Origin of the sequence: Metapseudomonas otitidis, from assembly GCF_900111835.1 — a bacterium.
Lineage (GTDB): Bacteria > Pseudomonadota > Gammaproteobacteria > Pseudomonadales > Pseudomonadaceae > Metapseudomonas > Metapseudomonas otitidis.
Genome location: NZ_FOJP01000011.1, coordinates 58865 through 82330, shown reverse-complemented (window position 1 = coordinate 82330; position 23466 = coordinate 58865). Strand labels below are relative to the sequence as shown.

General features: G+C 65.7%; 22 protein-coding genes. 19 read left to right on the top strand and 3 right to left on the bottom strand.

Features of this window, described 5'->3' with window-relative positions:
* Window positions 1–18: 18 nt before the first annotated feature.
* The gene (tssK, locus tag BM198_RS15465; RefSeq protein WP_074971097.1) at window positions 19–1353 is read right to left on the bottom strand and encodes a type VI secretion system baseplate subunit TssK; all 1335 of its coding nucleotides are present in this window, start codon (window positions 1351–1353) and stop codon (window positions 19–21) included.
* A 66-nt stretch (window positions 1354–1419) separates the two neighbouring features.
* A complete protein-coding gene (locus tag BM198_RS15460; protein WP_074971095.1) occupies window positions 1420–1896 on the bottom strand; it encodes a type VI secretion protein in 477 nt (158 codons plus the stop codon).
* Between the two features lie 204 nt (window positions 1897–2100).
* On the opposite strand from BM198_RS15460, the gene tssB reads away from it, so the two are divergent.
* The 11 genes from tssB (at window position 2101) to BM198_RS15410 (ending at window position 15563) form a co-directional block, all read left to right on the top strand.
* Entirely contained in the window at window positions 2101–2658 is a 558-nt protein-coding gene (tssB, locus tag BM198_RS15455; RefSeq protein ID WP_074971093.1) for a type VI secretion system contractile sheath small subunit, read from the top strand.
* 29 nt (window positions 2659–2687) lie between these two features.
* Complete coding sequence (gene tssC / locus BM198_RS15450) at window positions 2688–4166, top strand: type VI secretion system contractile sheath large subunit (protein WP_074971091.1); 1479 nt, start codon at window positions 2688–2690, stop codon at window positions 4164–4166.
* A gap of 82 nt (window positions 4167–4248) precedes the next feature.
* Complete coding sequence (locus BM198_RS15445; protein ID WP_074971089.1) at window positions 4249–4746, top strand: Hcp family type VI secretion system effector; 498 nt, start codon at window positions 4249–4251, stop codon at window positions 4744–4746.
* A 15-nt stretch (window positions 4747–4761) separates the two neighbouring features.
* Complete coding sequence (gene tssE, locus BM198_RS15440; RefSeq protein ID WP_074971087.1) at window positions 4762–5202, top strand: type VI secretion system baseplate subunit TssE; 441 nt, start codon at window positions 4762–4764, stop codon at window positions 5200–5202.
* Window positions 5186–6973: a type VI secretion system baseplate subunit TssF gene (gene tssF / locus BM198_RS15435; RefSeq protein ID WP_074971085.1), complete on the top strand. Its 1788-nt coding sequence runs from the start codon at window positions 5186–5188 to the stop codon at window positions 6971–6973. The genes tssE and tssF overlap by 17 nt, the downstream gene beginning before the upstream one ends.
* Window positions 6937–7977, top strand: coding sequence for a type VI secretion system baseplate subunit TssG (gene tssG, locus BM198_RS15430; RefSeq protein ID WP_074971083.1), 1041 nt, complete (start codon window positions 6937–6939; stop codon window positions 7975–7977). The genes tssF and tssG overlap by 37 nt, the downstream gene beginning before the upstream one ends.
* Entirely contained in the window at window positions 7977–10526 is a 2550-nt protein-coding gene (gene tssH, locus BM198_RS15425) for a type VI secretion system ATPase TssH (RefSeq protein ID WP_044404030.1), read from the top strand. The genes tssG and tssH overlap by 1 nt, the downstream gene beginning before the upstream one ends.
* A gap of 68 nt (window positions 10527–10594) precedes the next feature.
* On the top strand, window positions 10595–11479 hold the full coding sequence (locus BM198_RS29655) for a hypothetical protein (protein ID WP_139233629.1): 885 nt from the start codon (window positions 10595–10597) through the stop codon (window positions 11477–11479).
* Window positions 11480–11582: 103 nt separating this feature from the next.
* Window positions 11583–12683 carry a nucleic acid/nucleotide deaminase domain-containing protein gene (locus BM198_RS29340; protein ID WP_083422390.1) on the top strand — a complete coding sequence of 367 codons (1101 nt, stop codon included), beginning with the start codon at window positions 11583–11585 and terminating at the stop codon, window positions 12681–12683.
* A 176-nt stretch (window positions 12684–12859) separates the two neighbouring features.
* Complete coding sequence (tssI, locus tag BM198_RS15415) at window positions 12860–14869, top strand: type VI secretion system Vgr family protein (RefSeq protein ID WP_074971080.1); 2010 nt, start codon at window positions 12860–12862, stop codon at window positions 14867–14869.
* A 151-nt stretch (window positions 14870–15020) separates the two neighbouring features.
* Window positions 15021–15563, top strand: a complete 543-nt coding sequence (locus tag BM198_RS15410; RefSeq protein ID WP_074971078.1) for a toxin-antitoxin system YwqK family antitoxin — start codon at window positions 15021–15023, stop codon at window positions 15561–15563.
* Between the two features lie 18 nt (window positions 15564–15581).
* Here BM198_RS15410 and BM198_RS15405 read toward each other — a convergent pair whose 3' ends face one another.
* Window positions 15582–15974 carry a DUF4280 domain-containing protein gene (locus BM198_RS15405; RefSeq protein ID WP_044404039.1) on the bottom strand — a complete coding sequence of 131 codons (393 nt, stop codon included), beginning with the start codon at window positions 15972–15974 and terminating at the stop codon, window positions 15582–15584.
* 369 nt (window positions 15975–16343) lie between these two features.
* Between BM198_RS15405 and paaA the strand changes: the two genes are divergently transcribed.
* The 8 genes from paaA to BM198_RS15365 all read left to right on the top strand — a co-directional run bounded on the left by paaA (window position 16344) and on the right by BM198_RS15365 (window position 23447).
* Entirely contained in the window at window positions 16344–17333 is a 990-nt protein-coding gene (gene paaA / locus BM198_RS15400; RefSeq protein WP_074971076.1) for a 1,2-phenylacetyl-CoA epoxidase subunit PaaA, read from the top strand.
* A gap of 53 nt (window positions 17334–17386) precedes the next feature.
* Window positions 17387–17668 carry a 1,2-phenylacetyl-CoA epoxidase subunit PaaB gene (gene paaB, locus BM198_RS15395; protein ID WP_044404046.1) on the top strand — a complete coding sequence of 94 codons (282 nt, stop codon included), beginning with the start codon at window positions 17387–17389 and terminating at the stop codon, window positions 17666–17668.
* 10 nt (window positions 17669–17678) lie between these two features.
* On the top strand, window positions 17679–18440 hold the full coding sequence (paaC, locus tag BM198_RS15390; protein WP_044404049.1) for a 1,2-phenylacetyl-CoA epoxidase subunit PaaC: 762 nt from the start codon (window positions 17679–17681) through the stop codon (window positions 18438–18440).
* A complete protein-coding gene (paaD, locus tag BM198_RS15385; protein ID WP_074971074.1) occupies window positions 18427–18951 on the top strand; it encodes a 1,2-phenylacetyl-CoA epoxidase subunit PaaD in 525 nt (174 codons plus the stop codon). The genes paaC and paaD overlap by 14 nt, the downstream gene beginning before the upstream one ends.
* Window positions 18952–19015: 64 nt before the next feature.
* On the top strand, window positions 19016–20092 hold the full coding sequence (gene paaE, locus BM198_RS15380; RefSeq protein ID WP_074971072.1) for a 1,2-phenylacetyl-CoA epoxidase subunit PaaE: 1077 nt from the start codon (window positions 19016–19018) through the stop codon (window positions 20090–20092).
* A 143-nt stretch (window positions 20093–20235) separates the two neighbouring features.
* Window positions 20236–20544, top strand: a complete 309-nt coding sequence (locus BM198_RS15375) for a DUF485 domain-containing protein (RefSeq protein WP_074971070.1) — start codon at window positions 20236–20238, stop codon at window positions 20542–20544.
* The gene (locus tag BM198_RS15370) at window positions 20541–22184 is read left to right on the top strand and encodes a cation acetate symporter (RefSeq protein WP_074971068.1); all 1644 of its coding nucleotides are present in this window, start codon (window positions 20541–20543) and stop codon (window positions 22182–22184) included. The genes BM198_RS15375 and BM198_RS15370 overlap by 4 nt, the downstream gene beginning before the upstream one ends.
* 27 nt (window positions 22185–22211) lie before the next feature.
* A complete protein-coding gene (locus BM198_RS15365; protein WP_074971066.1) occupies window positions 22212–23447 on the top strand; it encodes an OprD family porin in 1236 nt (411 codons plus the stop codon).
* Window positions 23448–23466: the final 19 nt, after the last annotated feature.

Sequence of the window (23466 nt, the reverse complement as noted above, 5' to 3'; positions counted from 1 at the left end):
GTGCGCGTCCTTGGCTGATCAGGCGGTCTCGGTGTCCTGGTTGACGAACAGCACCACCTGCCAGGGACCGACCTGGGCCGCCTGGCCGGGGACGATCAGGCAGAAGCGCTGCTCCGGGTCGAACCACTCCCCGGCGGCCTGGACCACGAACAGCCGGGTGTCCTCGCCCACGCCGTAGGCCAGTTGCTCGGCGCGGCTCATGCTCTGGTGGGGTAAGCCGCTCATGCGCTGGCGAGCCAGGGTGGCGACCTTCGATTGCGAGGCGATGATGGCCTGGCCGAGCCAGTCCAGCGCACCCTGTTCGCCGGCACCGGCGGGCATGCGCAGGCCGATCACCAGGCGTTGGCGGGGGGAACGGGCGTCGGGCAGCTGGATGGCGAAGCCCTGCTCCAGGCCCTGGAACAGCAGGCAGCGGTAGCCGACGCGAATGCGCGCCAGGACCGCATCCAGCCAGTCGATCACCTCGTCGTAGCCACGCTTGAGGTCCAGGTAGTCCAGGGGGGCGAATGCGGGTACGCCGGCCACCGGGTCCAGCGCGCACCAGGCGCCGGCCATGCCCACCAGCAAGCCGTGGAGGCGATCCGGGGTGGTGACGCGGCTGTTCAGCGCGGCTTCCACTTCCGGCAGGCGTGCCCACAACGCGGTGAGCTGGCGGCCGATCTCGGCACGGTCGTCGTCCTGCCCGGCCTGCTCGGCCTGGCGCAGGCGACCGCCGAGGAACAGGCACTTCTCCCGCGCCCGGGCGCAGAGTTCGGCCACCGCGCGGCCGAGGTCGGATTCGGGGAGGATGCGCGGCGTCGGCGCGGCATAGGGCTGGCGCACGAAGCCGCCGCCCTCCTTGGCGATGCGCAACAGCGGTAGGCACACCGAATCGGCCCGGCCACTGTCGGTGACCAGGCGCGCGGCGGGCCGCCAGACCAGGATCGGTTCGGGGTGCTCGCCACTGGCCAGGTCCGGCACCGCCTCGCCCACCTGGGACTGCAGGCGACCGCGCAGCGGCAGTACCTGGCCGCTGCGGCCGAGGGGGTTGATGGCGAGGTAGACGGTGGTGCTGGCGGTGGGCGATTCGGCGATGGCAGGGCCGACGTCCAGCTCCAGGGTGGCGCCGTCGCCGGGCTGCAGGCTCACCGGCAAACCGTCGGGGAGGATGGCCTCCAGGGCCAGCACGCGGATGAGGCCGGCACTGAGCGCGGCGGGGTCGAGTTCGAGTTGGCTGAGCCCCCAGAACCAGGGGTTGGCGGCATGACCGAAACGGGCGGCGAGGACTTCGGCGCGCAATCCCTGCAGCTGGAAATGCTGGGGCAGCAACTGCATGCCCTCGTGCCAGCAGACTGCGTCAGGCAACACGTTCATACCACTCCCCTTCGACATCCTTGACCATCCCGCAGTGCGGTTTCCCGCTGTTTCAGGGGCTCGGGTTCACCGCCCGTCGTCACCCATCAGGCGCATCTCTCGGCTGTCGAACCTGAGCCACACACGGCTCTGCTCATCCAGCCGCAGGCGGTGAGCACCGGGAGTGTTATAGCCGGCGAAGACCAAAAGTCCAGCCGAGCGGCGGCCGGAAAACGGAAAGTCCTGGACCTGCATCAACTGCCCCGGAACCAGTTCCAGGCTCCACACGGAAAACTGCGTACGGTAGTCGCGGCGGTACTGCTCGCGCTCGCTGAACCACTGCCGCGCGTTGACGCTGGAGAGCAGCTTGAACAGGTCCGGGTCGTCCACCGCCACGAAGTCCACCGCCAGGGGGGTGTCGTCGTTGGCACGGGGGGCGACATCGAGGGTGATTTCGTCGAGCTGGACGCGCGGCGCGAACAGCCAGGCGCAGCCAGCCAGGGGCAGTACGGCAAGGGCGAGCAGGAGGATTCGGAGGCGGAATTTGAAACGTCCGTGCTTCATGGAGGTCCGTTCTTGGTTTGCGTTTGCAAATTTATAAACCTGTTCTAGCGTGTCTGGATAGTTCGTCTGACAGACGAATCTGTAGGACCGCCACGGACAGGCACCGGCTCCAGGCCGCGTCGTTCCGGCGGCCTCGCAAGGGAGTGCAATGGCAGGCGTCGCCGAGGCATTGCGCTCGAAGCATTGCATCGGAGCCCCCTCACCATGGCAGAAAGCACGCAGCACAAGCTGGACCGGATCCGCCCGCCCCGCGTCCAGATCACCTACGACGTCGAGATCGGCAACGCCATCGAGAAGAAGGAGCTGCCCCTCGTGGTCGGCATCCTCGCCGACCTCTCCGGCAAGCCCGACAAGCCCCTGCCCAAGCTGATCGAACGTCGTTTCACCGAACTCGACCGCGACAACTTCAACGAGGTGCTCGCCTCCATCGAACCGCGCAGCACCCTGCAGGTGGAGAACACCATCAGCGGCGACGGCAGCAAGCTCAACGTCGAGCTGCGCTTCCGTCACTTCGACGACTTCGACCCGGTCAACATCGTCAAGCAGATCACCCCGCTGCGCCGTCTCTACGAGGCCCGCCAGCGCCTGCGCGACCTGCTCACCAAGCTCGACGGCAACGACGACCTCGACAAGCTGCTGCAGGAGGTGGTGAGCAACACCGAAGGCCTGCAGGAGATCAAGTCCGCCCGCCCCGAAGGTGAGGCGCCGGCCGCTGATGGCGCCGCCGCAGCCGATGGCGAAGCACCGGCCGAACCGGCCTGACCGACCCCCGAATTCCCGGAGACAACGCAATGGCAACCGAAGCCGGTGCATCCAGCGAGAGCACGACCCAGACCCTGACCCTGCTCGACCGCATCATCGCCGAGGGCCGCATGGCCCACGACGAGAGCCAGCAGGGCTACGCCCGCGACCTGCTCGCGGAGTTCGCCACCCAGGTCCTCGACGAAGGCATGGCCATCGACAAGGACACCGTGGCCATGATCAACGACCGCATCAGCCAGATCGACAAGCTGATCAGCGACCAGCTCAACGAAGTCCTGCACCACCCCGAGCTGCAGAAGCTGGAAGCCTCCTGGCGCGGCCTGCACATGCTGGTGGACCAGACCGAGACCAGCAGCCGCCTGAAACTGCGCCTGCTCAACGTCACCCAGAAAGAGTTGCAGAACGACCTGGAGAAGGCCGTCGAGTTCGACCAGAGCGCGCTGTTCAAGAAGATCTACGAAGAGGAATACGGCACCTTCGGCGGGCACCCGTTCAGCCTGCTGGTGGGCGACTACGCCTTCGGCCGCCACCCCCAGGACGTGGCCCTGCTGGAGAAACTCTCCAACGTCGCCGCCGCCGCCCACGCGCCCTTCATCGCCGCCGCCAACCCCAAGCTGTTCGACATGAACAGCTTCACCGAGCTGGCCGTGCCCCGTGAGCTCGGCAAGATCTTCGAGAGCCTGGAGCTGATCAAGTGGCGCAGCTTCCGCGAGAGCGAGGATTCGCGCTACGTCTCCCTGGTGCTGCCGAACTTCCTCCTGCGCCTGCCCTACGGCCCGGACACCAAGCCGGTGGAAGGCATGGACTACGTCGAGGACGTCAACGGCACCGACCACTCCAAGTACCTCTGGGGCAACGCCGCCTGGCTGCTGGCCGCCCGCATCACCAGCGCCTTCGCCAAATACGGCTGGTGCGCGGCGATCCGCGGCGCCGAGGGCGGCGGCGCGGTAGAGGGGCTGCCGGCCCACACCTTCCGCACCCTGTCCGGCGACCTGACGCTGAAGTGCCCGACCGAAGTGGCGATCACCGACCGCCGCGAGAAGGAGCTGAACGACCTCGGTTTCATCTCCCTCTGCCACAAGAAGAACACCGACATGGCGGTGTTCTTCGGCGGCCAGACCACCAACAAGGCCAAGGTCTACAACACCAACGAGGCCAACGCCAACGCACGCATCTCGGCCATGTTGCCGTACGTGCTGGCCGCCTCGCGCTTCGCCCACTACCTGAAGGTGATCATGCGCGACAAGGTGGGCAGCTTCATGACCCGCGACAACGTACAGACCTACCTCAACAACTGGATCGCGGACTACGTGCTGATCAACGACAACGCGCCCCAGGAGATCAAGGCCCAGTACCCGCTGCGCGAAGCCCGCGTGGACGTCTCGGAAGTCGCCGGCAAGCCGGGCGTCTACCGCGCCACCGTGTTCCTGCGCCCGCACTTCCAGCTGGAGGAGCTGACCGCCTCGATCCGCCTGGTGGCCAGCCTGCCGCCGCCGGTAGCGGCCTGACCCGACGCCCCCGCCGGCCGCTCCGGCGGGGGCTCGCCTCTCTCACGATCCACCCCGTTTCCAGACCCAGGAGTTATCCGCGATGGATGCCATCATTCTCGACCTCGGCGACGACATCAAAGGCGACAGCCTGCTCGAGGGCTACACCGACAAGATCGAGTTGATGTCCTACAGCCACAACGTGGCGATGCAGGTCACCAACGACGTCAGCAACTCGGAGCGCACCTCCGGCAAGCCGCACATCGGCGAGTTCACCGTCACCAAGTTCGTCGACACCGCCACCCCCTCGCTCAACGAATACTGCTGCGCCGGCAAGCCCATCGCCACGGCCAAGATCACCATCGGCCGCAACGCCGCAGAAGGCGACGGCAAGCTGCTGCCGTTCATCATCTACACCCTCGACAACGTGGTGCTCTCCAACGTCAGCGTCAGCGGCGGTGCCGGCGGCAAGCCGGTGGAAACCCTCTCGCTGAACTTCACCAAGATCAAATGGGAACTCACCGCGCAGAAGGACGACGGCACCAAGGAAGGCACCGCCGCCTCCACCTGGGACCTGGCCGCCAACAAGCTCGTCAAGTAAGGACGCCGCCGCTCCATGCCGTACAGCGGACTGCTGCCCCCCCTGTTCGAGCGCCTCTCCGCCCAGGCGGACGAGGCGCCGGACTTCGACCGCGACGCCCTGGCCGAGTCCGTCCGCCTGGAGCTGGCGCGCCTGCTCAACACCCGCCGCCCACCCCGCGCGCCCGGCCGGCCACTGACCGTGCTGGACTACGGCATCGCCGACTGGAGCGCCCTGCAGGCTCTGCGGGTGGATGACCGGCGCCTGCTGCTGCGGGAACTGCGCGCCGCCGTGCAGCACTTCGAACCCCGCCTGCAGCTGAGCGAGATCGACGTCGAAGCCCTGCCCGACCAGCCCCAGCGCCTCGGCATTCGCCTGGCCGGGCACCTGCGCAGCGGTCGCCGCAGCTGGCCGGCGCTGTTCCTCCTCGCCCCCGGCGACGACGGCCTGGAGGTGCGCCATGAGCGACTCGATTGATGCCGACCTGCTGGACTACTACCAGCGCGAACTCACCTGGCTGCGCCACGCCGGCAACAGCTTCGCCCAGCGCTACCCGAAGGTGGCGCGGCGCCTGGAACTGGCCCCCGGCGAATGCCCGGACCCCCACGTCGAACGGCTGCTGGAAGGCTTCGCCCTGCTCAGCGCGCGGCTGCACCGGCGCCTCGACGACGACTACGCCGAATTCAGCGACGCCCTGCTGGAGCAGCTCTACCCCCTGGTGCTGAGGCCCCTGCCCTCCTGCGCCATCGTGCAGTTCGAGCCGGACCCGACCCAGGGCAGCCTCGCCGAAGGCTACCGCCTGCCCCGCGACACGCCGCTGTTCGTCACCACCCGCGACGGTGCCAGCGTGCACCTGCGCACCAGCGCCGAAGCCGTGCTCTGGCCGCTGCGCATCCGCGAAGCGACCCTGCTGGACGGCGATGCCGCCGTGGCCTTCTCCGGCCACCCGCGCGCGCGCTCGGCCCTGCGCCTGACCCTGGAATGCCTGGGCGAATTCGACTGGTCGCAACTGCCGGTGCGCCACCTGCGGGTGCACCTGGCCGCCTCGCCGATGACCAACGCCACGCTCTACGACCTGCTCGGCGCCCACAGCCTCGGGGTGTGGAGCGGCGCCCCGGACAGCCCGCTGCAGCCGGTGCCCGGCGAGATCGCCCCGGTGGGTTTCGCCGGCGACCAGGCGCTGCTGCCCGACGAAGACGGCCAGCACCCCGGCCTGCGCCTGCTGGCGGAGTACTTCGCCTTCCCCGACAAGTTCGCCTTCTTCGACCTGCCGCTGCTGCCACCGGCCGGCGGCGGGCGCGACTGCCAGGTGCTGATCGCCTTCGACCGCGCCCCATCGGGCCGGCCGCACCTGCAGGCCAGTGAACTGCGCCTGGGCTGCGCCCCGGCCATCAACCTGTTCCCGCGCACCTCCGAGCCCCTGCGCCCGGACGGTACCCGCAGCGAATACCGCCTGGTGGCCGACGCCCACCGCGAGAGCAGCGTGGAGATCCACAGCGTCCGCAGCGTCCGCGCCGCCACGCCCCAGGGCGTGCGCCGCGTGCCGGCCTACTACGGCCACAGCCATGCCGGCGCCGGCCTCTACTGGCATGCCCGGCGCGTCCAGGGCCTGAACCCGGCACGCCCCGGCAGCGACCTGCTGCTGAGCCTGGTGGACACCGCCTTCGACCCGCTGCACGACGCCCCCGAATACAGCCTCACCGCCGAGCTGCTGTGCACCAACCGGCACCTGGCCGAGAACCTGCCCGCCGGCACCCGCCTGGGCTTCGAGCGCCCCGGCCCGGTGGCCCTGGCCAGCCTGCTGGCACCGCCCACGCCGCAGAGCCTGCCGCGCCTCGCCGGCCCCTCGCGCTGGCGCCTGGTGTCCCAGCTCAGCCTCAACCACCTGTCCCTGGTGGAAGGCCCCGAGGCCCTGGACGCCCTGCGCGAGCTGCTGCACCTGCACAACCTGCGGGACGAAGCCGGGCCACGACGCCAGGTGGACGGCCTCGTGGAGCTCACCAGCGAACGGGTCGTAGCACGGGTCGGCGACGACGCCTGGCGCGGCTGGCGCAACGGCCTGGAGGTGCGCATCCGCCTCGACCCGCAGCACTTCGCCGGCAGCAGCGCCGTGCTGTTCTCCGCCGTGCTGGCGCAGTTCTTCTCCCTCTACGCCACGCCCAACCGCTTCGTGCGCACGGTGCTGGTGGATCACGACAAGGAGGTGCGGACATGGCAGCCCCAGGCCGGCAAGCCCCTCAGCCTCTGAGCCAGCGCCTGCGCGACAGGCCCCAGGCCTTCGAATTCCTCCAGGCCCTGTTGCTGCTGGAGCGCGAGCGCCCCGATGCCACGCCACTGGGCCAGGGCAGCAGCCCGGACGACGAGGCCCTGCGCCTGCGCGGGCCACTCACGCCGACCTTCGCCGCCAGCCAGGTGGAACGCCTGGAGGAAAAGCCGGGGCAGCCCCCTGTGCTGAGCACCGCCGTATTCGGCCTCGGCGGCCCCGACGGCCCGCTGCCCTACGCCTACCAGGAATGGCTGCAACAGCGTGCCCGCCACAAGGACCACGCCCCGGCCGAATTCCTCGACCTGTTCCAGAACCGCCTGCTCGCCCAGCTCTATCGCGTGCTGGGTCGGCATCGCCTGGCCCTCGGCTTCCAGCCGCCCGAGCGAGCCCCCGTACACCCGCCGCTGCTGGCACTGGCCGGCCTGCTGCCGCGCAGCCTGCAGCAGCGCATGGACCTGCCGGACGCTGCCATCACCGCCCGCGCCGCGCTGTTCAACGGCCCGCGCCGCTCCCTGGCCGGCTTCGCCGTGCTGGTGCGCCACCAGTTCGGCGTGGCGGTCGACTACGAGGCCTACCAGGGCGCCTGGCGGGAGATCCCCCCGGCCAGCCGCAGCCGCCTGCAACGCGGCGGCCGCAACCTCGGCCTGGGCCGCGACGCCATCGCCGGCACCCGGGTGTGGGACGAGCACGCCGGCATCCGCCTCACCCTCGGCCCGCTGGGCACCGAGCAGGCCAATGCCTACCTGCCCGGCGGCGAGCAGCACCGGCGTCTTGCCGACCTCGCCGGGCTCTACCTCGGCCCCGACCTGGACTGTCACCTGCGCCTGCTGGTGCGCCCCGGCGCGCCGTTGCGCCTGGACCGCCAGCAACCGCCACGCCTGCGCTGGAGCGGCGGGCTGCACCTGGCCGCCGCCAGCACCTTGCAACGCATCGACACCCACCTGCGGCACAGCGATGCCGGCCTGCCGTCCAAGGAGACGCCCTGATGGAACTCGCCGCGCTCATCGGCCGCCTCAACGCCGACAGCCGCCGCGCCCTGGAGCGGGCTGCCCAGCGTTGCCTGCAGCGCACCCACCACTACGTGGAGATCGAGCACCTGCTGCTGGAGCTGCTGGATATAGAAGGCGGCGACCTAGCCTGGCTGCTGCCGCGCTTCGGCCTGGAGCGCGACGCCGTCGCCACCGAGATCAACCGCGCCCTGGAGCTGTTCAAGGCCGGCAGCACCCGCACCCCCGCGCTCTCCGCCCAGACCATCGGCCTGCTGGAGGATGCCGTGGTGCAGGCCAGCGTGCAGGGCCAGGCGAGCATCCGCTCCGGCCTGCTGCTCGTGGCCCTGCTGGACCGCGACGAACGCCGCAGCCTGCTGCTCAACAGCGCCTCCTCGCTGCTGCGCATTCCCCGTGAAGCCCTCCGCGCCAACCTGCTGGAATGGACCCAGACCTCCCGCGAGCACACCGGCAGTCCCGGCCCGGCTGGCAAGGCCCGCCCCGCCCAGGAAGCGCCACAGGACAGCGTGCTCGACCAGTACACCCAGGACCTCACCGCCGACGCCCGCGCCGGGCGCATCGACCCCATCGTCGGACGCGACGGGGAGATTCGCCAGAGCATCGACATCCTCCTGCGCCGGCGGCAGAACAACCCCATCCTCGTCGGCGCCCCCGGCGTCGGCAAAACCGCCGTGGTCGAGGGCCTGGCCCTGCGCATCGCTGCCGGTGACGTGCCGCCGCCCCTGCAGAACGTCATCCTGCGGGTGCTCGACCTCGGCCTGCTGCAGGCCGGCGCCGGGGTCAAGGGCGAGTTCGAGCAGCGCCTCAAGGGCGTGATCGACGCCGTGCGCAACAGCGAGCAGCCGATCATCCTGTTCATCGACGAGGCCCACACCCTCATCGGCGCCGGCGGCAGCGAAGGCGGCAGCGACGCCGCCAACCTGCTCAAGCCGGCCCTGGCCCGCGGCGAGCTGCGCACCCTGGCCGCCACCACCTGGCTGGAATACAAGAAGTATTTCGAGAAGGACCCGGCCCTGGCCCGCCGCTTCCAGCTGGTGCAGGTGGAAGAGCCCGACGAGGCCACCGCCGTGGAGATGCTGCGCGGCGTCGCCGCCAAGCTGGAGCAGCACCACGGCGTGCAGGTGCTCGATAGCGCCATCCACGACGCGGTCAAGCTCTCCCACCGCTACATCTCCGGCCGCCAGTTGCCGGACAAGGCCATCAGCGTGCTCGACACCGCCTGCGCCCGGGTCTCCCTCGGCCAGCACGACGTGCCGCCACCGCTGGAAAGCCTGCGCCACCGCCAGCAGGCCCTGGGCGAGGAACTGCAGCGCCTGCGCCGGGAACAGGCCACCGGCCTCGACCACCGCGAACGCATCACCGCCCTGGAGCAGGAATCCACCGGCAACCAGGCCGCCATCCGCGAACTGGAAACCCGCTGGGGCGAAGAGCGCGAAGCGGTGCGCGAACTGCTGGAGGCCCGCCGCGAACTGCTGGCCCTGAGCGAGAGCGCCGACGCCAGCCACCCCGACGAAGCCCTCGACGAGCGCATCGACCACCTCGCCGCCGAACTCACCCGGCTGGAGGCCGGCCTCGACGCCATCCGCCAGGACGACCCCCTGGTGCCCGAGCAGGTGGACTCGCGCACCGTGGCCGCCGTGATCGCCGGCTGGACCGGCATCCCCATCGGCAAGATGCTCGCCGACGAAGCCTATGCCGTGCGCACCCTCGGCCAGCGCCTGGGCCAGCGGGTCATGGGCCAGGACAGCGCCCTGGGCACCATCGCCCAGCGCATCCAGGCCTACCGCGCCGGCCTCACCGACCCGGCCAAGCCGGTGGGCGTGTTCCTGCTGGTGGGCCCCACCGGCGTCGGCAAGACCGAAACCGCCTACGCCCTGGCCGATGCCCTCTACGGTGGCGAGCGCAACCTCATCAGCATCAACCTCTCCGAGTACCAGGAGGCCCACACCGTCAGCCAGCTCAAGGGCGCCCCGCCCGGCTACGTCGGCTACGGCACCGGCGGCGTGCTCACCGAAGCGGTGCGCCGCCGGCCCTACTCCGTGGTGCTGCTGGACGAAATCGAAAAGGCCCACCCCGACGTGCTGGAAGCCTTCTACAACGTCTTCGACAAGGGCGTGATGGAAGACGGCACCGGCCTGGTGGTGGACTTCAAGAACACCGTGATGCTCGCCACCAGCAACGTCGGCGCCGAACTGGTGCTGGACACCCCCACCGACCAGCTCGGCAGCGACGCCTTCAACGAACGCCTGCGCAAGGTGCTGCTACAAGCCTTCCGCCCCGCCTTCCTCGCCCGCATGACCGTCGTGCCCTACCGCCCGCTGGACGAAACGACCCTGGAAGGCATCGTCCTGGCCAAGCTGGAAAAACTGCGGGAACGCTACAAGGCCGCGACTGGCAAACAGTTCGACTTCGACCCGGCCATCGTCAAAGCCGTGCTCGCCAAGTGCAGCGCAGCGGGCGCACGGGATATCGAGAATGTGCTGATGGCGCAGGTGACGGGGAAGTTGGCGGAGTGGGTGTTGGAATAACTCAATTACATCACGGCAATCGTTTTAAAAATATCGACCATTAGAATTAAGCTCTATCAGGAGATGCAATGGATACTAAGCAAAAGTTGGGACAAGTTTATGATCTGCTTCAGAAACTATACAGCGCTTATGACGAAATCATTTCAAAACAAGCAAATCCAGTCGACAAATATTTTCTAGATAAGATTACAGAGTGGGCAAACAAGATTCACGGCATATCCAATGGATATTCTGCTGAATTCATTGAAATGTACAAGCACAGAACCATCAAAGGAAGAACGATTCTCGGTAGCTATGCAGATGTTTCAATTGGCGCTTCGGATTCAGTTATCGCCAAATCTGTACAAATGAAAAGCACAACACAAGCTGATCCAGCTGCAGTGAACAATATGATTCGAGAGGCAGCAAATCAGCTGGCCGGCGAGAGGGGAGAGATGCCACGATCAAACGACAGACTGATAATTGATATGTCTATTCACAACTCAGAGAACCCTTGGCCGTCGCCAAACTCTACCATAGGCTGCATGACGATTGATGAATTCCAGACAGCTGCACGCGATAAACTTTTTAGCCTGATTACAACTTATCAACAACATGTGCGCCCTAAGAACAAAAGAGGGCAGCCGCGACTCCCGAAAGTAGATGGATACGGCATGAGCTATAACTCCCTCATGAAACTCACCGACACACAGCACCCACAAAAACTTTCCGACCTTAATAGCCACTTCCCAAATAGCACGCAACTTGTTCACCAAGCCAACACAATTAATGGCCCGCAGTATGAGAAAGTAATTCACCTTACAGTAAAAATCAGATACAAGGAAGGATTCCCAATAAAGTACCAAATGAATGGCCAACTCTATTACAAATGGCTCTCACTTGCCGTATTCAATATATATAGAAATGGGAACAATCTGTTATGCGATCTAGCAAAAGAATATTATTTCCCTTAGCTGTGGATAGCCACTTAACACAACCCACAATCCCGTCAGGACAAGAAAATTAAAACACACCTCGCACTACAATTTAATTCCAAATACCACTCGAGATCGAGACATGTGCATAACTTGCTTCCTCACCACGATAGCGATTAAGTGCGACACCAAAAACATCACGGAGCTTAATATCGCATCAAACTCGATCATCACGGCTAAAACCTCTTCACTACTTGATGTGCCGTTCACTCAAACGATACCTGGAGACGTCTGCAGTGGAACTATCTTCGATAACAAGCAGAGCACAAGAGCAGAATTCCAAAAAGAAGCAAAAAAAATAATCAACATTGCAATCTCGAAAAAAAAAGCAGCACTAAGAAATGAAGTTATGGCCGCAATGCCAGATGCTGGCATAGGCCAGCGCTTCATGAATGATGCCAATAAAGACGAGCGCGATCTTGATCGGATTTGCAGGCTACTGCAGGCAGGACCTCTAAAGAACGAAGTGTGTGTTGCTGCTTGCTGGACTCCTTATCAGTGGGACCTAGGAGCGCCCAGCATAGTTTTTAGCACCAATAAATGCCAAGGAGAGTTAGGAACTACTGATAGAGAGATAAAAAAGAAGATTCTCACTTTTTTCTCCAACTACAACCCTCCTGCTCAGGAAGAAAAATATTCAGCCTTAGAAAAAGCCAGCCTCAAAAATAAACATCATAATCGCCCTCCAGCAGCGTATTCAGCAGATATGCAGGCTTTTTTGAGCGCGCGTGACCATGCAAAACTAAATAGAGACAACAGCAGAGCAGCAACGGCAATTAAAAATGGAAAGTTTTTTGTTGTAAAAACCCGGTCAAATGATGTCCATGCCGAACTAAGAATACTCGAATATATACACTGGTATAGTTGCGAGAACGGCCTGCTCACAAAAGAAAAACCAATCCCATTATATATCGGCGTATCACTGCTTTGCTGCTCAAAATGCGTTGCATTTTTCTTTTTATATAGAAAATGTAGTGAGCGACTATTACTACCTTCGAGTAGAGGGCAACATGGAATTATGGACTCAAATTGGCAGGCGCCGCCACTACTTACCAACCTCATTCAAAACGGCACACTTATTGAAAAAATAGTCCTCAGCTCACTCCCCCCTTCAGACCTTGCACCCGGGGTAGGCAAACATATGACTGAAGATTTATCTGACTCTGATTCTGATGGATACTAAAGCGCTACAGCAGAAATATTTACAAAAATAAAAAATTCACGAAAAACCGAGCAACCTAACTCTTCTTGCTTGACAATATAAAGACACAAAACCCCGCCACACTAGAGCAAGAATTAAATCCACGTTAAAAGTAGTATCCGAAACCGCTCCCCTTTTCAAATTTTAGAGGATGAGTGATGCCACGATCTACCGATAGCAACACTACATTCGCCCTCAGCGCCGTCTCGCTATCAGCTATTTACCCTGAGTCCCTGGCTGGTGACGAAACACTCAATGCACTAGGCTCGCAGAACCTTAGTGGTCTCAACGACGGCGCATCCCTCACCCTCCCCGACGCCATCGCCACCCACGTCACCCTCACCCTGCACAACGACGCCAACCAGCGCCCCCTCGATGCCCTGGTCGCGGAGATCCGCCAGCTTCCCGCCGATGCCACCGCCGACCGCTATCAGGTGGTGCTGCGCCCCTGGCTCTGGTGGCTGACGCTGGCCAGCAACAACCGGGTGTTCCAGAACCTGTCCACCAGCGACATCGTCACCACGATCTTCAAGGCCCATGGCTTCACCGACTTCAAGCTGTCGCTCTCCGGCAGCTACGAGCCGCGCGAGTATTGCGTGCAGTACGGCGAGACGGATTTCGCCTTCGTTTCGCGGCTGCTGGAGGAGGAAGGCATCTTCTGGTTCTTCACCCACGAGGATGGCAAGCACACGCTGGTGCTGGGCGACAGCAGCGATGCCTTCGTGCCGATCCCCAACGGGCCGAAGGTGCCCTACCTGGGCCAGGGCATCGGCGTGCGCGAGTTGCATGGCATCCGCTCGGCGCAGTACAGCGTGCAGGCAGTGAGCGGGGTGTACAGCGCCACGGACTACGCCTTCACGACGCCCACCACCTCGCTCTACAGCAAGGCCGAGGCGGTGGCCGGGCCGCTGTCGATGTACGAGCACCCGGGCGGCTACATCGCCAAGGCGCGGGGCGATGCCTTGACCAAGCAGCGCGTGGACGGGCTGCGCAGCCAGGAGAAGCGCCTGATCGGCGAGAGCGACTGCCGCTGGCTGGTGCCCGGCCACTGGTTCACCCTCACCGGGCATGACGACGCCAGCCTCGACATCGACTGGGTGGTGACCGCCGTCACCCACGACGCCAGCCACGAGCACTACCGCAACCGCTTCGAAGCCATACCCAAGGCCACTGCCTACCGCCCGCCCCGGCTCACGCCCAAGCCGCGCATGCACACCCAGACCGCGCAGGTGGTGGGCAAGGCCGGCGAGGAGATCTGGACCGACCAGTACGGCCGCATCAAGATCCAGTTCCCCTGGGATCGCGACGGCAAGAACGACGAAACCTCGTCCTGCTGGGTGCGCGTGGTGCTGCCCTGGAGCGGCAAGGGCTTCGGCATGCAGTTCATCCCGCGTATCGGCCAGGAAGTGATCGTCACCTTCATCGACGGCGACCCGGACCGCCCGCTGGTCACCGGCTGCGTCTACAACGGCGACAACACCCTGCCCTACACCCTGCCGGACAACCAGACCCAGTCCGGCATCAAGACCAACTCCTCCAAGGGCGGCGGCGGTTTCAACGAGCTGCGCTTCGAAGACAAGAAGGACGCCGAGGAGGTCTTCCTCCAGGCGCAGAAGGACATGAAGGTCAACGTGCTCAACGACAGCACCGCCACCATCGGCCACGACGAAACCCTCACGGTGCAGAACGCCCGCACCCGCACGGTGAAGGAAGGCGACGAGACCATCACCCTGGAGAAGGGCAAGCGCACGGTGACCATCCAGACCGGCAGCGACACCCTCGATGTGAAGGACAGCCGCACCGTCAGCGTCGGCGCCGACCAGACCCACAGCACCGGCGGCAACTACAGCCACAAGGTGAGCGGCAACTACGAACTGACCGTGGACGGCAACCTCACCATCAAGGTGACCGGCACCCTCACCCTGCAGAGCAGCGGCGACCTCACCGCCAAGAGCGACAAGAACCTCACCACCCAGGCCGGCATGGCGCTCACCGACAAGGCCGGCACCTCGCTCACCAACCAGGCCGGCACCTCCCTGGACAACAAGGCCGGTACCACCCTGACCAACGACGCCGGCGTCAGCCTCACCAACAAGGCCGCTGCCGAACAGACCGTGGACGGCGGCGGCATGCTGACCCTCAAGGGCGGACTGGTAAAGGTGAACTGAGAGGGTTTCTACAAAATGGCTGCACTTGGCAATACTGCGTTGAAAACGATCTCGAAATGCTCATTTACAGCACGTAAACTCCGCTTTCTCGATCATTTTCGCCTTGTCTTGCCTTCGCTCGCCTATCTTGTAAACACCCTCTGAGGCGTCCATGGCCAACGGAACCCTCGACCTCACCCGTGGCGACAGCCGCCTGCAGGGCCGCCTGGAAGATGGTGCCCTCGACGGCCCGGTGCGCATCCAGGAAGCCGGCCGCCCCCAGGCCCAGCTCCTCTATGCCAACGGCGTACTGCACGGCACCAGCACCCTCTACCACCCCAACGGCCAGGTGTCGGCGCGGCTGCCCTACGTGGACGGCCGCCTGCAGGGCGTGGCCCAGTACTTCGCCGCCGAAGGCGGACTGCAACGCAAGGTCGGCTACCGCCAGGGGCTGATGCACGGCGAAGCCAGCAGCTACTACCCGGACGGCAGCCTGGCCGAACTGGAGCAGTACCGCGATGGCGTGCGCGACGGCCTCTACCAGCGCTTCCACGGCAACGGCCAGGTGGCCCAGCGCAGCCGCTACCTCAACGGCAAGCCGCTGGACGAAGGCCAGGGCTTCGCCGAGGACGGCCGGCCGCTGGACGCCGAGGGCAAGCCGATCTCGCGGCTGCGCTGGTGGTGGAGGCGCTGGAGCGAATCGAGCGAGGACTGATCCGACCTTGAGCGATACCTAGGGGATCAGCATCTGCATCTGGCCCGGCATGGCGACCTTGATCACCCCGGCCCAGTTGCACATCAGCACGCAGTTGGCATCCAGCGAAGGCATGTTGCCCAGCAGCATCGTCGGCGCCCCCGGTATCCAGGGCGAAGCCGTGGCGGGGATGCACGGCATCGGCGTCAGCGCGCCCAGTGCGGCAGCGGTGGCGGCGGCCACCATGGGGTTGGCCAGGCTCTGGCACATGCCGAAGGGCATGATGTTCACCAGCGGGATGTGATCCATGATGTTCGCCGCCGGCATGTTGTTGGTGAGCGTCCGGTTGACCGGCAGCACGTTCAGCACCGACGGCGCCACCCCGAAACTGCATTGCAGCGTCGCCCCGCTGCACACCTGCGGACATCCCATCGCACCCCCTCCTTTTGCTGGTCGGCAGTGACTCTAGACCAGCCATCCGCCCTCCACCAGCGTCCCCATGCCGCTTTTTCGCCGACAAACCGGCGCAGCATTCCGTATCGCAAAATACGATACATAATCTGGATCGAGACACCTCCCGCGCGCCCAACCCAACGACCAAAACCCTCGCCCCAGAGCGTCAACACACGCTCAAAGCCCAGGAAAAATGCAGCATGCAAGGCCCAGGCATTGGAGCCGGCCATCCGCAAAGCGATACACGATCACTACGCGATACATATTTTTATGTTTGATATTTGATTTCGTATCATTTAAAAAGAGCGCCATGGCCCTCCCACGAACCCTGCATGGCTGGAGAACGGCATGTACGCACAATTGGTAGAAACCGGCGCCAAGCGCGTGAAGGCGCTGGACGAGATGTCGCCCGAGGAACGCGCCTTCCAGGAGCGGATCGACGCCGAGATCAAGATCGAACCGAAGAACTGGATGCCCGACGGCTACCGCCAGACGCTGATCCGGCAGATTTCCCAGCACGCCCACTCCGAGATCGTCGGCATGCTGCCGGAAGGCAACTGGGTCACCCGCGCGCCGACCCTCAAGCGCAAGCTGCAGCTGATGGCGAAGATCCAGGACGAGGCCGGCCACGGCCTGTACCTCTACAGCGCCATGGAGACCCTCGGCGCCTGCCGCGACGAGGAAGTCGCCAAGCTGCACGCCGGCAAGGTGAAGTACTCCAGCATCTTCAACTACCCCACGCTGAACTGGGCCGATATGGGCGCCATCGGCTGGCTGGTGGACGGCGCCGCGATCGTCAACCAGGTGGTGCTGCAGCGCACCTCCTACGGCCCCTACTCCCGCGCCATGGTGCGCATCTGCAAGGAAGAGTCCTTCCACCAGCGCCAGGGCTACGAAATCCTCCTGCACATGATGCGCCACGGTAACCAGGCCCAGCGGGACATGGTCCAGGACGCCATCAACCGCCTCTGGTGGCCGGCACTGATGATGTTCGGCCCGAGCGATGCCGACTCCCCCAACAGCGCCCAGTCCATGGCCTGGAAGATCAAACGCCAGAGCAACGACGAGCTGCGCCAGCGCTTCATCGACCAGACCGTGCCGCAGCTGGAGTTCCTCGGCTGCACCGCCCCCGACCCGGACCTGAAGTGGAACGAAGCGCGCGGCCACTACGACTTCGGCGAAATCGACTGGAGCGAGTTCTACGAAGTGCTCAAGGGCAACGGCCCCTGCAACCACGAACGCCTCGCCACCCGCCGCAAGGCCATCGAGGACGGTGCCTGGGTGCGCGAAGCCGCCGTGGCCCATGCCCGCAAGCAGCGTGAACACAGCGCCGCCTGACCTGACGACAAGAAGGGCGCCGGCACGACCCGGCCCCATGAGGAGATAGCCCCATGACTGAGTGGACCCTTTTCGAAGTTTTCGTGCGCAGCAAGCACGGCCTCAACCACAAACATGTCGGCAGCGTGCACGCCGCCGACGCCCGCATGGCCATCGACAACGCCCGCGAGCTGTACACCCGCCGCAACGAGGGCGTGAGCCTGTGGGTGGTGCCCTCCGCACTGATCACCGCCTCCGCCCCCGACGAGAAGGAGCCGCTGTTCGACCCGTCCCAGGACAAGGTCTACCGCCACGCCAGCTTCTACGAGCTGCCGGCCGAAGTCGGCCACATGTGAGGCGCCTGCCATGACTGCCAAGCACGATCTCATCGACCTCCTGCTGCGCCTCGGCGACAGTGCCCTGATCCAGGGCCAGCGCCTGTGCGAGTGGTGCGGCCGGGCCCCGGCCCTGGAAGAAGAACTGGCCCTGATGAACGTCGGCCTCGACCTGGTGGGCCAGGCCCGCAACTGGCTGGACTACGCCGCCGAGCTGCTGGACGACGGCCGCGACGCCGACCACCTGGCCTACCGCCGGGACGAACGCGCCTACCGCAACCTACTGCTGGTGGAGCAGCCCAACGGCGACTTCGCCGTCACCATGACCAAGCAGTTCCTTTTTGATGCCTGGCACTTCCAGGTGCTGCATGGCCTCTCCACCTCCGCTGACGAACGGGTCGCCGGCATCGCCGCCAAGGCGCTGAAGGAAGTCACCTACCACCTGCGCCGCTCCAGCGAATGGGTGCAGCGCCTGGGCGATGGCACCGAGGAAAGCCACCGGCGCATGCTCGCCGCCGTGAGCGCGCTGTGGCGCTTCAGCGTCGAGCTGGTGAATGCCGACGAGGTGGAACAGCGCCTGTTCGAGGCCGGCCTCGCCCCCGACCCGCAGCAGGTCGCGGCCGGCTGGCAGGCCAAGGTCGCCGACGTGTTCGCCCGCGCCACCCTGCCGCTGCCGGCACCGGCCAGCCCCTTCTACCTCTCCGGTCGCAAGGGCCTGCACACCGAGCACCTGGGCCTGCTGCTGGCCGAGATGCAGTTCCTCCAGCGGGCCTACCCCGATGCGAGCTGGTGAGCTGATCGCCAGCGACCGCGCGCCCCTCGGCGCCGGCGACGTCACCCGTGCCTGGCAGGTGCTGGATGCGGTGATGGACCCGGAAGTCCCGGTGGTCAGCGTGGTCGACCTCGGCATCGTGCGGGCGCTGGAGTGCGACGGCGGCCGGCTGCACGTGGTGGTCACGCCCACCTACTCCGGCTGCCCGGCCACCGAGGTCATCGAGCGGGACATCGAGCAGGCGCTGCTGCAGGCGGGTTTCGTCCCACGCCTGGAGCGCCGCCTGACACCCGCCTGGACCACCGACTGGATCAGCGCTGAAGGCCGCGAACGGCTGCGCGCCTACGGCATCGCCCCGCCCGAGGGCAGTGCCAGCAAACGCAGCCTGCTCGGGGAGGCGCCGGAGATCCGCTGCCCGCAATGCGGCAGCGCCCACACCGAACAGCTCAGCGAATTCGGCTCCACCGCCTGCAAGGCCCTGCACCGCTGCAGGGACTGCCTGGAGCCGTTCGATTACTTCAAGTGCATCTAGGCGGGCGAGCACGAACGGCGGCGCTTGCCTTCGTCCCCCGCGCGGCCAAGCCGCAGGAGAGAACATGAGCCAATTCCATAGCCTGACCATCAAGGACGTGCGCCCGGAAACCCGCGACGCCGTGTCCATCGCCTTCGACATCCCCGAGAACCTGGCCGAGGCCTTCCACTTCACCCAGGGCCAGTACCTGGTGCTGCGCACCGAGCTGGATGGCGAGGAGGTACGCCGCTCCTACTCCATCTGCACCGGCACCGGCGACGGCGAACTGCGCGTGGCCATCAAGCGCGTGGCCGGCGGGCGCTTCTCCACCTTCGCCAACGAGCGCCTGCAACCCGGCCAGCGCCTGGATGTGATGCCGCCGGACGGGCGCTTCTTCGTACCCCTCGACCCGGCCCGCCACGGCCAGTACCTCGCCGTGGCCGCCGGCAGCGGCATCACGCCGATCCTGTCGATCATCAAGACCACCCTCGAGCGCGAGCCCCACAGCCGCTTCACCTTGCTCTACGGCAACCGCTCCAGTGCCTCCGCGCTGTTCCGCGAACAGCTGGAGGACCTGAAGAACCGCTTCCTCCAGCGCCTCAACCTGATCTTCGTGTTCAGCCGCGAACAGCAGGACGTGGACCTCTACAACGGCCGCATCGACGCTGATAAATGCGGCCAGCTGTTCGCCCGCTGGATCGACGTGAAAGCCCTGGATGCCGCCTTCATCTGCGGCCCGCAGGCCATGACCGAGACCGTCCGCGACCAGTTGCAGGGCCACGGCCTGGCCGCCGAACGCATCCATTTCGAACTCTTCGCCAGCGAGGGCGCCGCCGCCCGCCGCGAGGCCCGCGAAGCCGCCCGCGCCGCCGACAGCGCCAGCAGCCAGGTCACCGTCATCAGCGACGGCCGCGCCCTGAGCTTCGACCTGCCGCGCAACACCCGCAGCGTGCTCGACGCCGGCAACGCCCAGGGCCTGGAGCTGCCCTACTCCTGCAAGGCCGGGGTGTGCTCCACCTGCAAGTGCAAGGTCATCGAAGGCGAGGTGGAGATGGACAGCAACTTCGCCCTGGAGGACTACGAAGTAGCCGCCGGCTACGTGCTCTCGTGCCAGTCCTACCCGGTCAGCGACAGGGTCGTCCTCGACTTCGACCAGCCCTGAACCGACTCGCTCCGTAGGGTGGGCTTCAGCCCGCCACGTCACGTGCATCCATCGGTGGGCTGAAGCCCACCCTACGAGGAGACAGCTCCACCGGCTTCACCTGCGTTGCACCGCCTCTACAACCACAACAAGAGAGAGCACCCATGACCCCGCACGACCTCGAACGCATCCGGCAGCACCCGGATTTCATCCAGCTGGTCCGGCGCAAGCAGCGCCTGACCTGGTCCCTCACCGGCGCCATGCTGGTCATCTACTACGGCTTCGTGCTGCTGGTGGCCTTCGCCCCCGGCGTGCTCGGCCAGTCACTCAGTGGCGGCGTCACCAGCGTCGGCATGCTGGTGGGCGTCGGCGTGATCCTGCTGTCGTTCGCCCTCACCGGCATCTACGTCTCGAAGACCAACAGCGTCATCGACCCGCTCAACGACAAGGTCAAAGAGGTGCTCGCCCCATGAAAGCGCTCGCCTCCCTGCTGCTCGGCGCCAGCCTGCTGGCCTCGCCGCTGGCCTTCGCCGCCGATGCCGTTCGCCCGCTGAATTGGACGGCCATCTACATGTTCCTGGCCTTCGTCGTGTTCACCCTCGGCATCACCCGCTGGGCCGCGCTGCGCACCCGCTCCACCGCCGATTTCTACACCGCCGGCGGCGGCCTCACCGGCTTCCAGAACGGGCTGGCGATCGCCGGCGACATGATCAGCGCGGCGTCCTTCCTCGGTATCTCCGCGATGATGTTCATGAACGGCTACGACGGCCTGCTCTACGCCCTGGGCGTGCTCGCCGGCTGGCCGATCATCCTCTTCCTGATCGCCGAACGCCTGCGCAACCTGGGCAAGTTCACCTTCGCCGACGTGGTTTCCTACCGCCTGGAACAGAGCCCGATCCGCATCACCGCCGCCTTCGGCACCCTCACCGTGGCGCTGATGTACCTGGTGGCGCAGATGGTCGGTGCCGGCAAGCTGATCGAACTGCTGTTCGGCCTCAGCTACCTGCAGGCGGTGCTGCTGGTGGGCGTGCTGATGGTCTGCTATGTCACCTTCGGCGGCATGCTGGCCACCACCTGGGTGCAGATCATCAAGGCCGTGCTGCTGCTCTCCGGCACCAGCTTCATGGCCTTCATGGTGCTCCGGCACTTCGGCTTCAGCACCGAGGCGATGTTCGCCGCCGCCACCGAGGTGCACGCCAAGGGCACCGCGATCATGGCGCCGGGCGGGCTGCTGTCGAACCCCGTCGACGCCATCTCCCTGGGGCTCGGCATGATGTTCGGCACCGCCGGCCTGCCGCACATCCTCATGCGCTTCTTCACCGTCAGCGACGCCCGTGAAGCGCGCAAGAGCGTGTTCTACGCCACCGGCTTCATCGGCTACTTCTACCTGCTGCTGATCGTGGTCGGCTTCGGCTCCATCGTCATGGTCGGCACCAACCCCGAGTTCCGCGACGCGGCCGGCGCCATCATCGGTGGCGGCAACATGGTGGCGGTGCACCTGTCCCACGCGGTGGGCGGCAGCCTGTTCCTCGGCTTCATCTCCGCCGTGGCCTTCGCCACCATCCTCGCGGTGGTGGCCGGGCTGGCGCTCTCCGGTGCCTCCGCCGTGTCCCACGACCTGTATGCCTGCGTGGTGCGCAAGGGCAAGGCCAGCGAGCGCGAGGAAATGCGCGTCTCGCGCATCGCCACCCTCGGCATCGGCGTGCTGGCGGTGATCCTCGGGCTGCTCTTCGAGTCGCAGAACATCGCCTTCCTCTCCGGCCTGGTGCTGGCCATCGCCGCCTCGGTCAACTTCCCGGTGCTGTTCCTCTCCATGTTCTGGAAGGGCCTGACCACCCGTGGCGCGGTCGCCGGCAGCGTCGCCGGGCTGCTCTCGGCCATCGTCCTGCTGGTGCTCAGCCCGGCGGTGTGGGTCAACGTGCTGCACCACGAATCGCCGCTGTTCCCCTACTCCAACCCGGCGCTGTTCTCCATGGGCCTGGCCTTCTTCAGTGCCTGGGCGTTCTCGGTGACGGATGCCTCCGAGCGCGCTCGGCAGGAACGCGGCCGCTACCTGGCGCAGTTCATCCGCTCCATGACCGGCATCGGCGCCGCCGCTGCCAGCCGCCACTGAACCCACGGATTGACGGACACAACAACAATGAAACGCCTCAACCGGACCACACCGCTGCTCGCCTCCCTGGCCCTGCCCCTGGCCACCCCGGCCCTGGCCGGCTTCGTCGACGACAGCAAGGCCAGCCTGGAGCTGCGCAACCACTACATCAACCGCGACTTCCGCCAGCACGGTGCGGCCCAGTCCAAGGCCGAGGAATGGGCCCAGGGCTTCACCGCGCGCATCGAATCCGGCTTCACCGAAGGCACCGTCGGCGTCGGCCTCGACGCCATCGGCCAACTGGGCGTCAAGCTGGATTCCAGCCGCGACCGGCGCGGCACCGGCCTGCTGCCCTTCGGCCCCACGAGCAAGGAGCCGGTGGACGACTACAGCGAACTGGGGCTGACCGCCAAGCTGCGCGTCTCCAAGAGCGTGCTGCGCCTGGGCACCCTGCAACCGCTGCTGCCGGTGGCCACCTACAACGACACTCGCCTGCTTTCCTCCACCTTCCAGGGCGGGATGCTGACCAGCCAGGAGCTGGACGGCCTGACCTTCAACGGCGGCCGCCTGACCCGCGCCAACCTGCGCGACTCCTCCGGCCGCGACGACATCGGCTACGGCGCCGCCACCAGCGACGCCTTCGACTTCGCCGGCGGCACCTACGCCATCAACCCGCAGCTGGCGGCCAGCTACTACTACGGCAAGCTCGACGGCATCTACCGCCAGCAGTTCGCCGGCCTGGTGCACACCCTGCCGCTGCCGGGCGGCTTCAGCCTGAAGAGCGACCTGCGCTACTTCGACAGCCGGGGCGATGGCGCCGAACGCGCCGGGCGCATCGACAACCGCAACCTCAACGGCCTGTTCAGCCTCAGCCAGGGCGGCCACCGCCTCAGCGCGGCGTTCCAGCGCATGTCCGGCAGCAGCGCCTTCCCCTTCCTCAACGGCGGCGACCCCTACGTGGTGAACCTGGTGACCTACAACACCTTCACCCGCGCCGAGGAAGACGCCTGGCAACTGCGCTACGACTACGACTTCGCCGCCCTCGGCGTCCCCGGCCTGACCTTCATGACCCGCTACGTCGACGGCCGCAACGCCAAGACCACCGGCGGTGATCGCGGCGAGGAGTGGGAACGCGACACCGACATCGCCTACGTCATCCAGAGCGGCGCCCTCAAGGGCGTCAGCCTGCGCTGGCGCAACGTCACCTTCCGCTCCGGCAACGGCCTGACCACCGACCTAGACGAGAACCGCCTGATCCTCGGCTACACCCTGGCCCTCTGGTAGCGCCACCCACGAGCCCCAG

Excerpts from the sequence above, each read along its gene's own strand:
- tssK (WP_074971097.1), bottom strand. The coding sequence starts at position 1,353 with ATGAACGTGTTGCCTGACGCAGTCTGCTGGCACGAGGGCATGCAGTTG.
- BM198_RS15460 (WP_074971095.1), bottom strand. The coding sequence starts at position 1,896 with ATGAAGCACGGACGTTTCAAATTCCGCCTCCGAATCCTCCTGCTCGCC.
- tssB (WP_074971093.1), top strand. The coding sequence starts at position 2,101 with ATGGCAGAAAGCACGCAGCACAAGCTGGACCGGATCCGCCCGCCCCGC.
- tssC (WP_074971091.1), top strand. The coding sequence starts at position 2,688 with ATGGCAACCGAAGCCGGTGCATCCAGCGAGAGCACGACCCAGACCCTG.
- BM198_RS15445 (WP_074971089.1), top strand. The coding sequence starts at position 4,249 with ATGGATGCCATCATTCTCGACCTCGGCGACGACATCAAAGGCGACAGC.
- tssE (WP_074971087.1), top strand. The coding sequence starts at position 4,762 with ATGCCGTACAGCGGACTGCTGCCCCCCCTGTTCGAGCGCCTCTCCGCC.
- tssF (WP_074971085.1), top strand. The coding sequence starts at position 5,186 with ATGAGCGACTCGATTGATGCCGACCTGCTGGACTACTACCAGCGCGAA.
- tssG (WP_074971083.1), top strand. The coding sequence starts at position 6,937 with ATGGCAGCCCCAGGCCGGCAAGCCCCTCAGCCTCTGAGCCAGCGCCTG.
- tssH (WP_044404030.1), top strand. The coding sequence starts at position 7,977 with ATGGAACTCGCCGCGCTCATCGGCCGCCTCAACGCCGACAGCCGCCGC.
- BM198_RS29655 (WP_139233629.1), top strand. The coding sequence starts at position 10,595 with ATGGATACTAAGCAAAAGTTGGGACAAGTTTATGATCTGCTTCAGAAA.
- BM198_RS29340 (WP_083422390.1), top strand. The coding sequence starts at position 11,583 with ATGTGCATAACTTGCTTCCTCACCACGATAGCGATTAAGTGCGACACC.
- tssI (WP_074971080.1), top strand. The coding sequence starts at position 12,860 with ATGCCACGATCTACCGATAGCAACACTACATTCGCCCTCAGCGCCGTC.
- BM198_RS15410 (WP_074971078.1), top strand. The coding sequence starts at position 15,021 with ATGGCCAACGGAACCCTCGACCTCACCCGTGGCGACAGCCGCCTGCAG.
- BM198_RS15405 (WP_044404039.1), bottom strand. The coding sequence starts at position 15,974 with ATGGGATGTCCGCAGGTGTGCAGCGGGGCGACGCTGCAATGCAGTTTC.
- paaA (WP_074971076.1), top strand. The coding sequence starts at position 16,344 with ATGTACGCACAATTGGTAGAAACCGGCGCCAAGCGCGTGAAGGCGCTG.
- paaB (WP_044404046.1), top strand. The coding sequence starts at position 17,387 with ATGACTGAGTGGACCCTTTTCGAAGTTTTCGTGCGCAGCAAGCACGGC.
- paaC (WP_044404049.1), top strand. The coding sequence starts at position 17,679 with ATGACTGCCAAGCACGATCTCATCGACCTCCTGCTGCGCCTCGGCGAC.
- paaD (WP_074971074.1), top strand. The coding sequence starts at position 18,427 with ATGCGAGCTGGTGAGCTGATCGCCAGCGACCGCGCGCCCCTCGGCGCC.
- paaE (WP_074971072.1), top strand. The coding sequence starts at position 19,016 with ATGAGCCAATTCCATAGCCTGACCATCAAGGACGTGCGCCCGGAAACC.
- BM198_RS15375 (WP_074971070.1), top strand. The coding sequence starts at position 20,236 with ATGACCCCGCACGACCTCGAACGCATCCGGCAGCACCCGGATTTCATC.
- BM198_RS15370 (WP_074971068.1), top strand. The coding sequence starts at position 20,541 with ATGAAAGCGCTCGCCTCCCTGCTGCTCGGCGCCAGCCTGCTGGCCTCG.
- BM198_RS15365 (WP_074971066.1), top strand. The coding sequence starts at position 22,212 with ATGAAACGCCTCAACCGGACCACACCGCTGCTCGCCTCCCTGGCCCTG.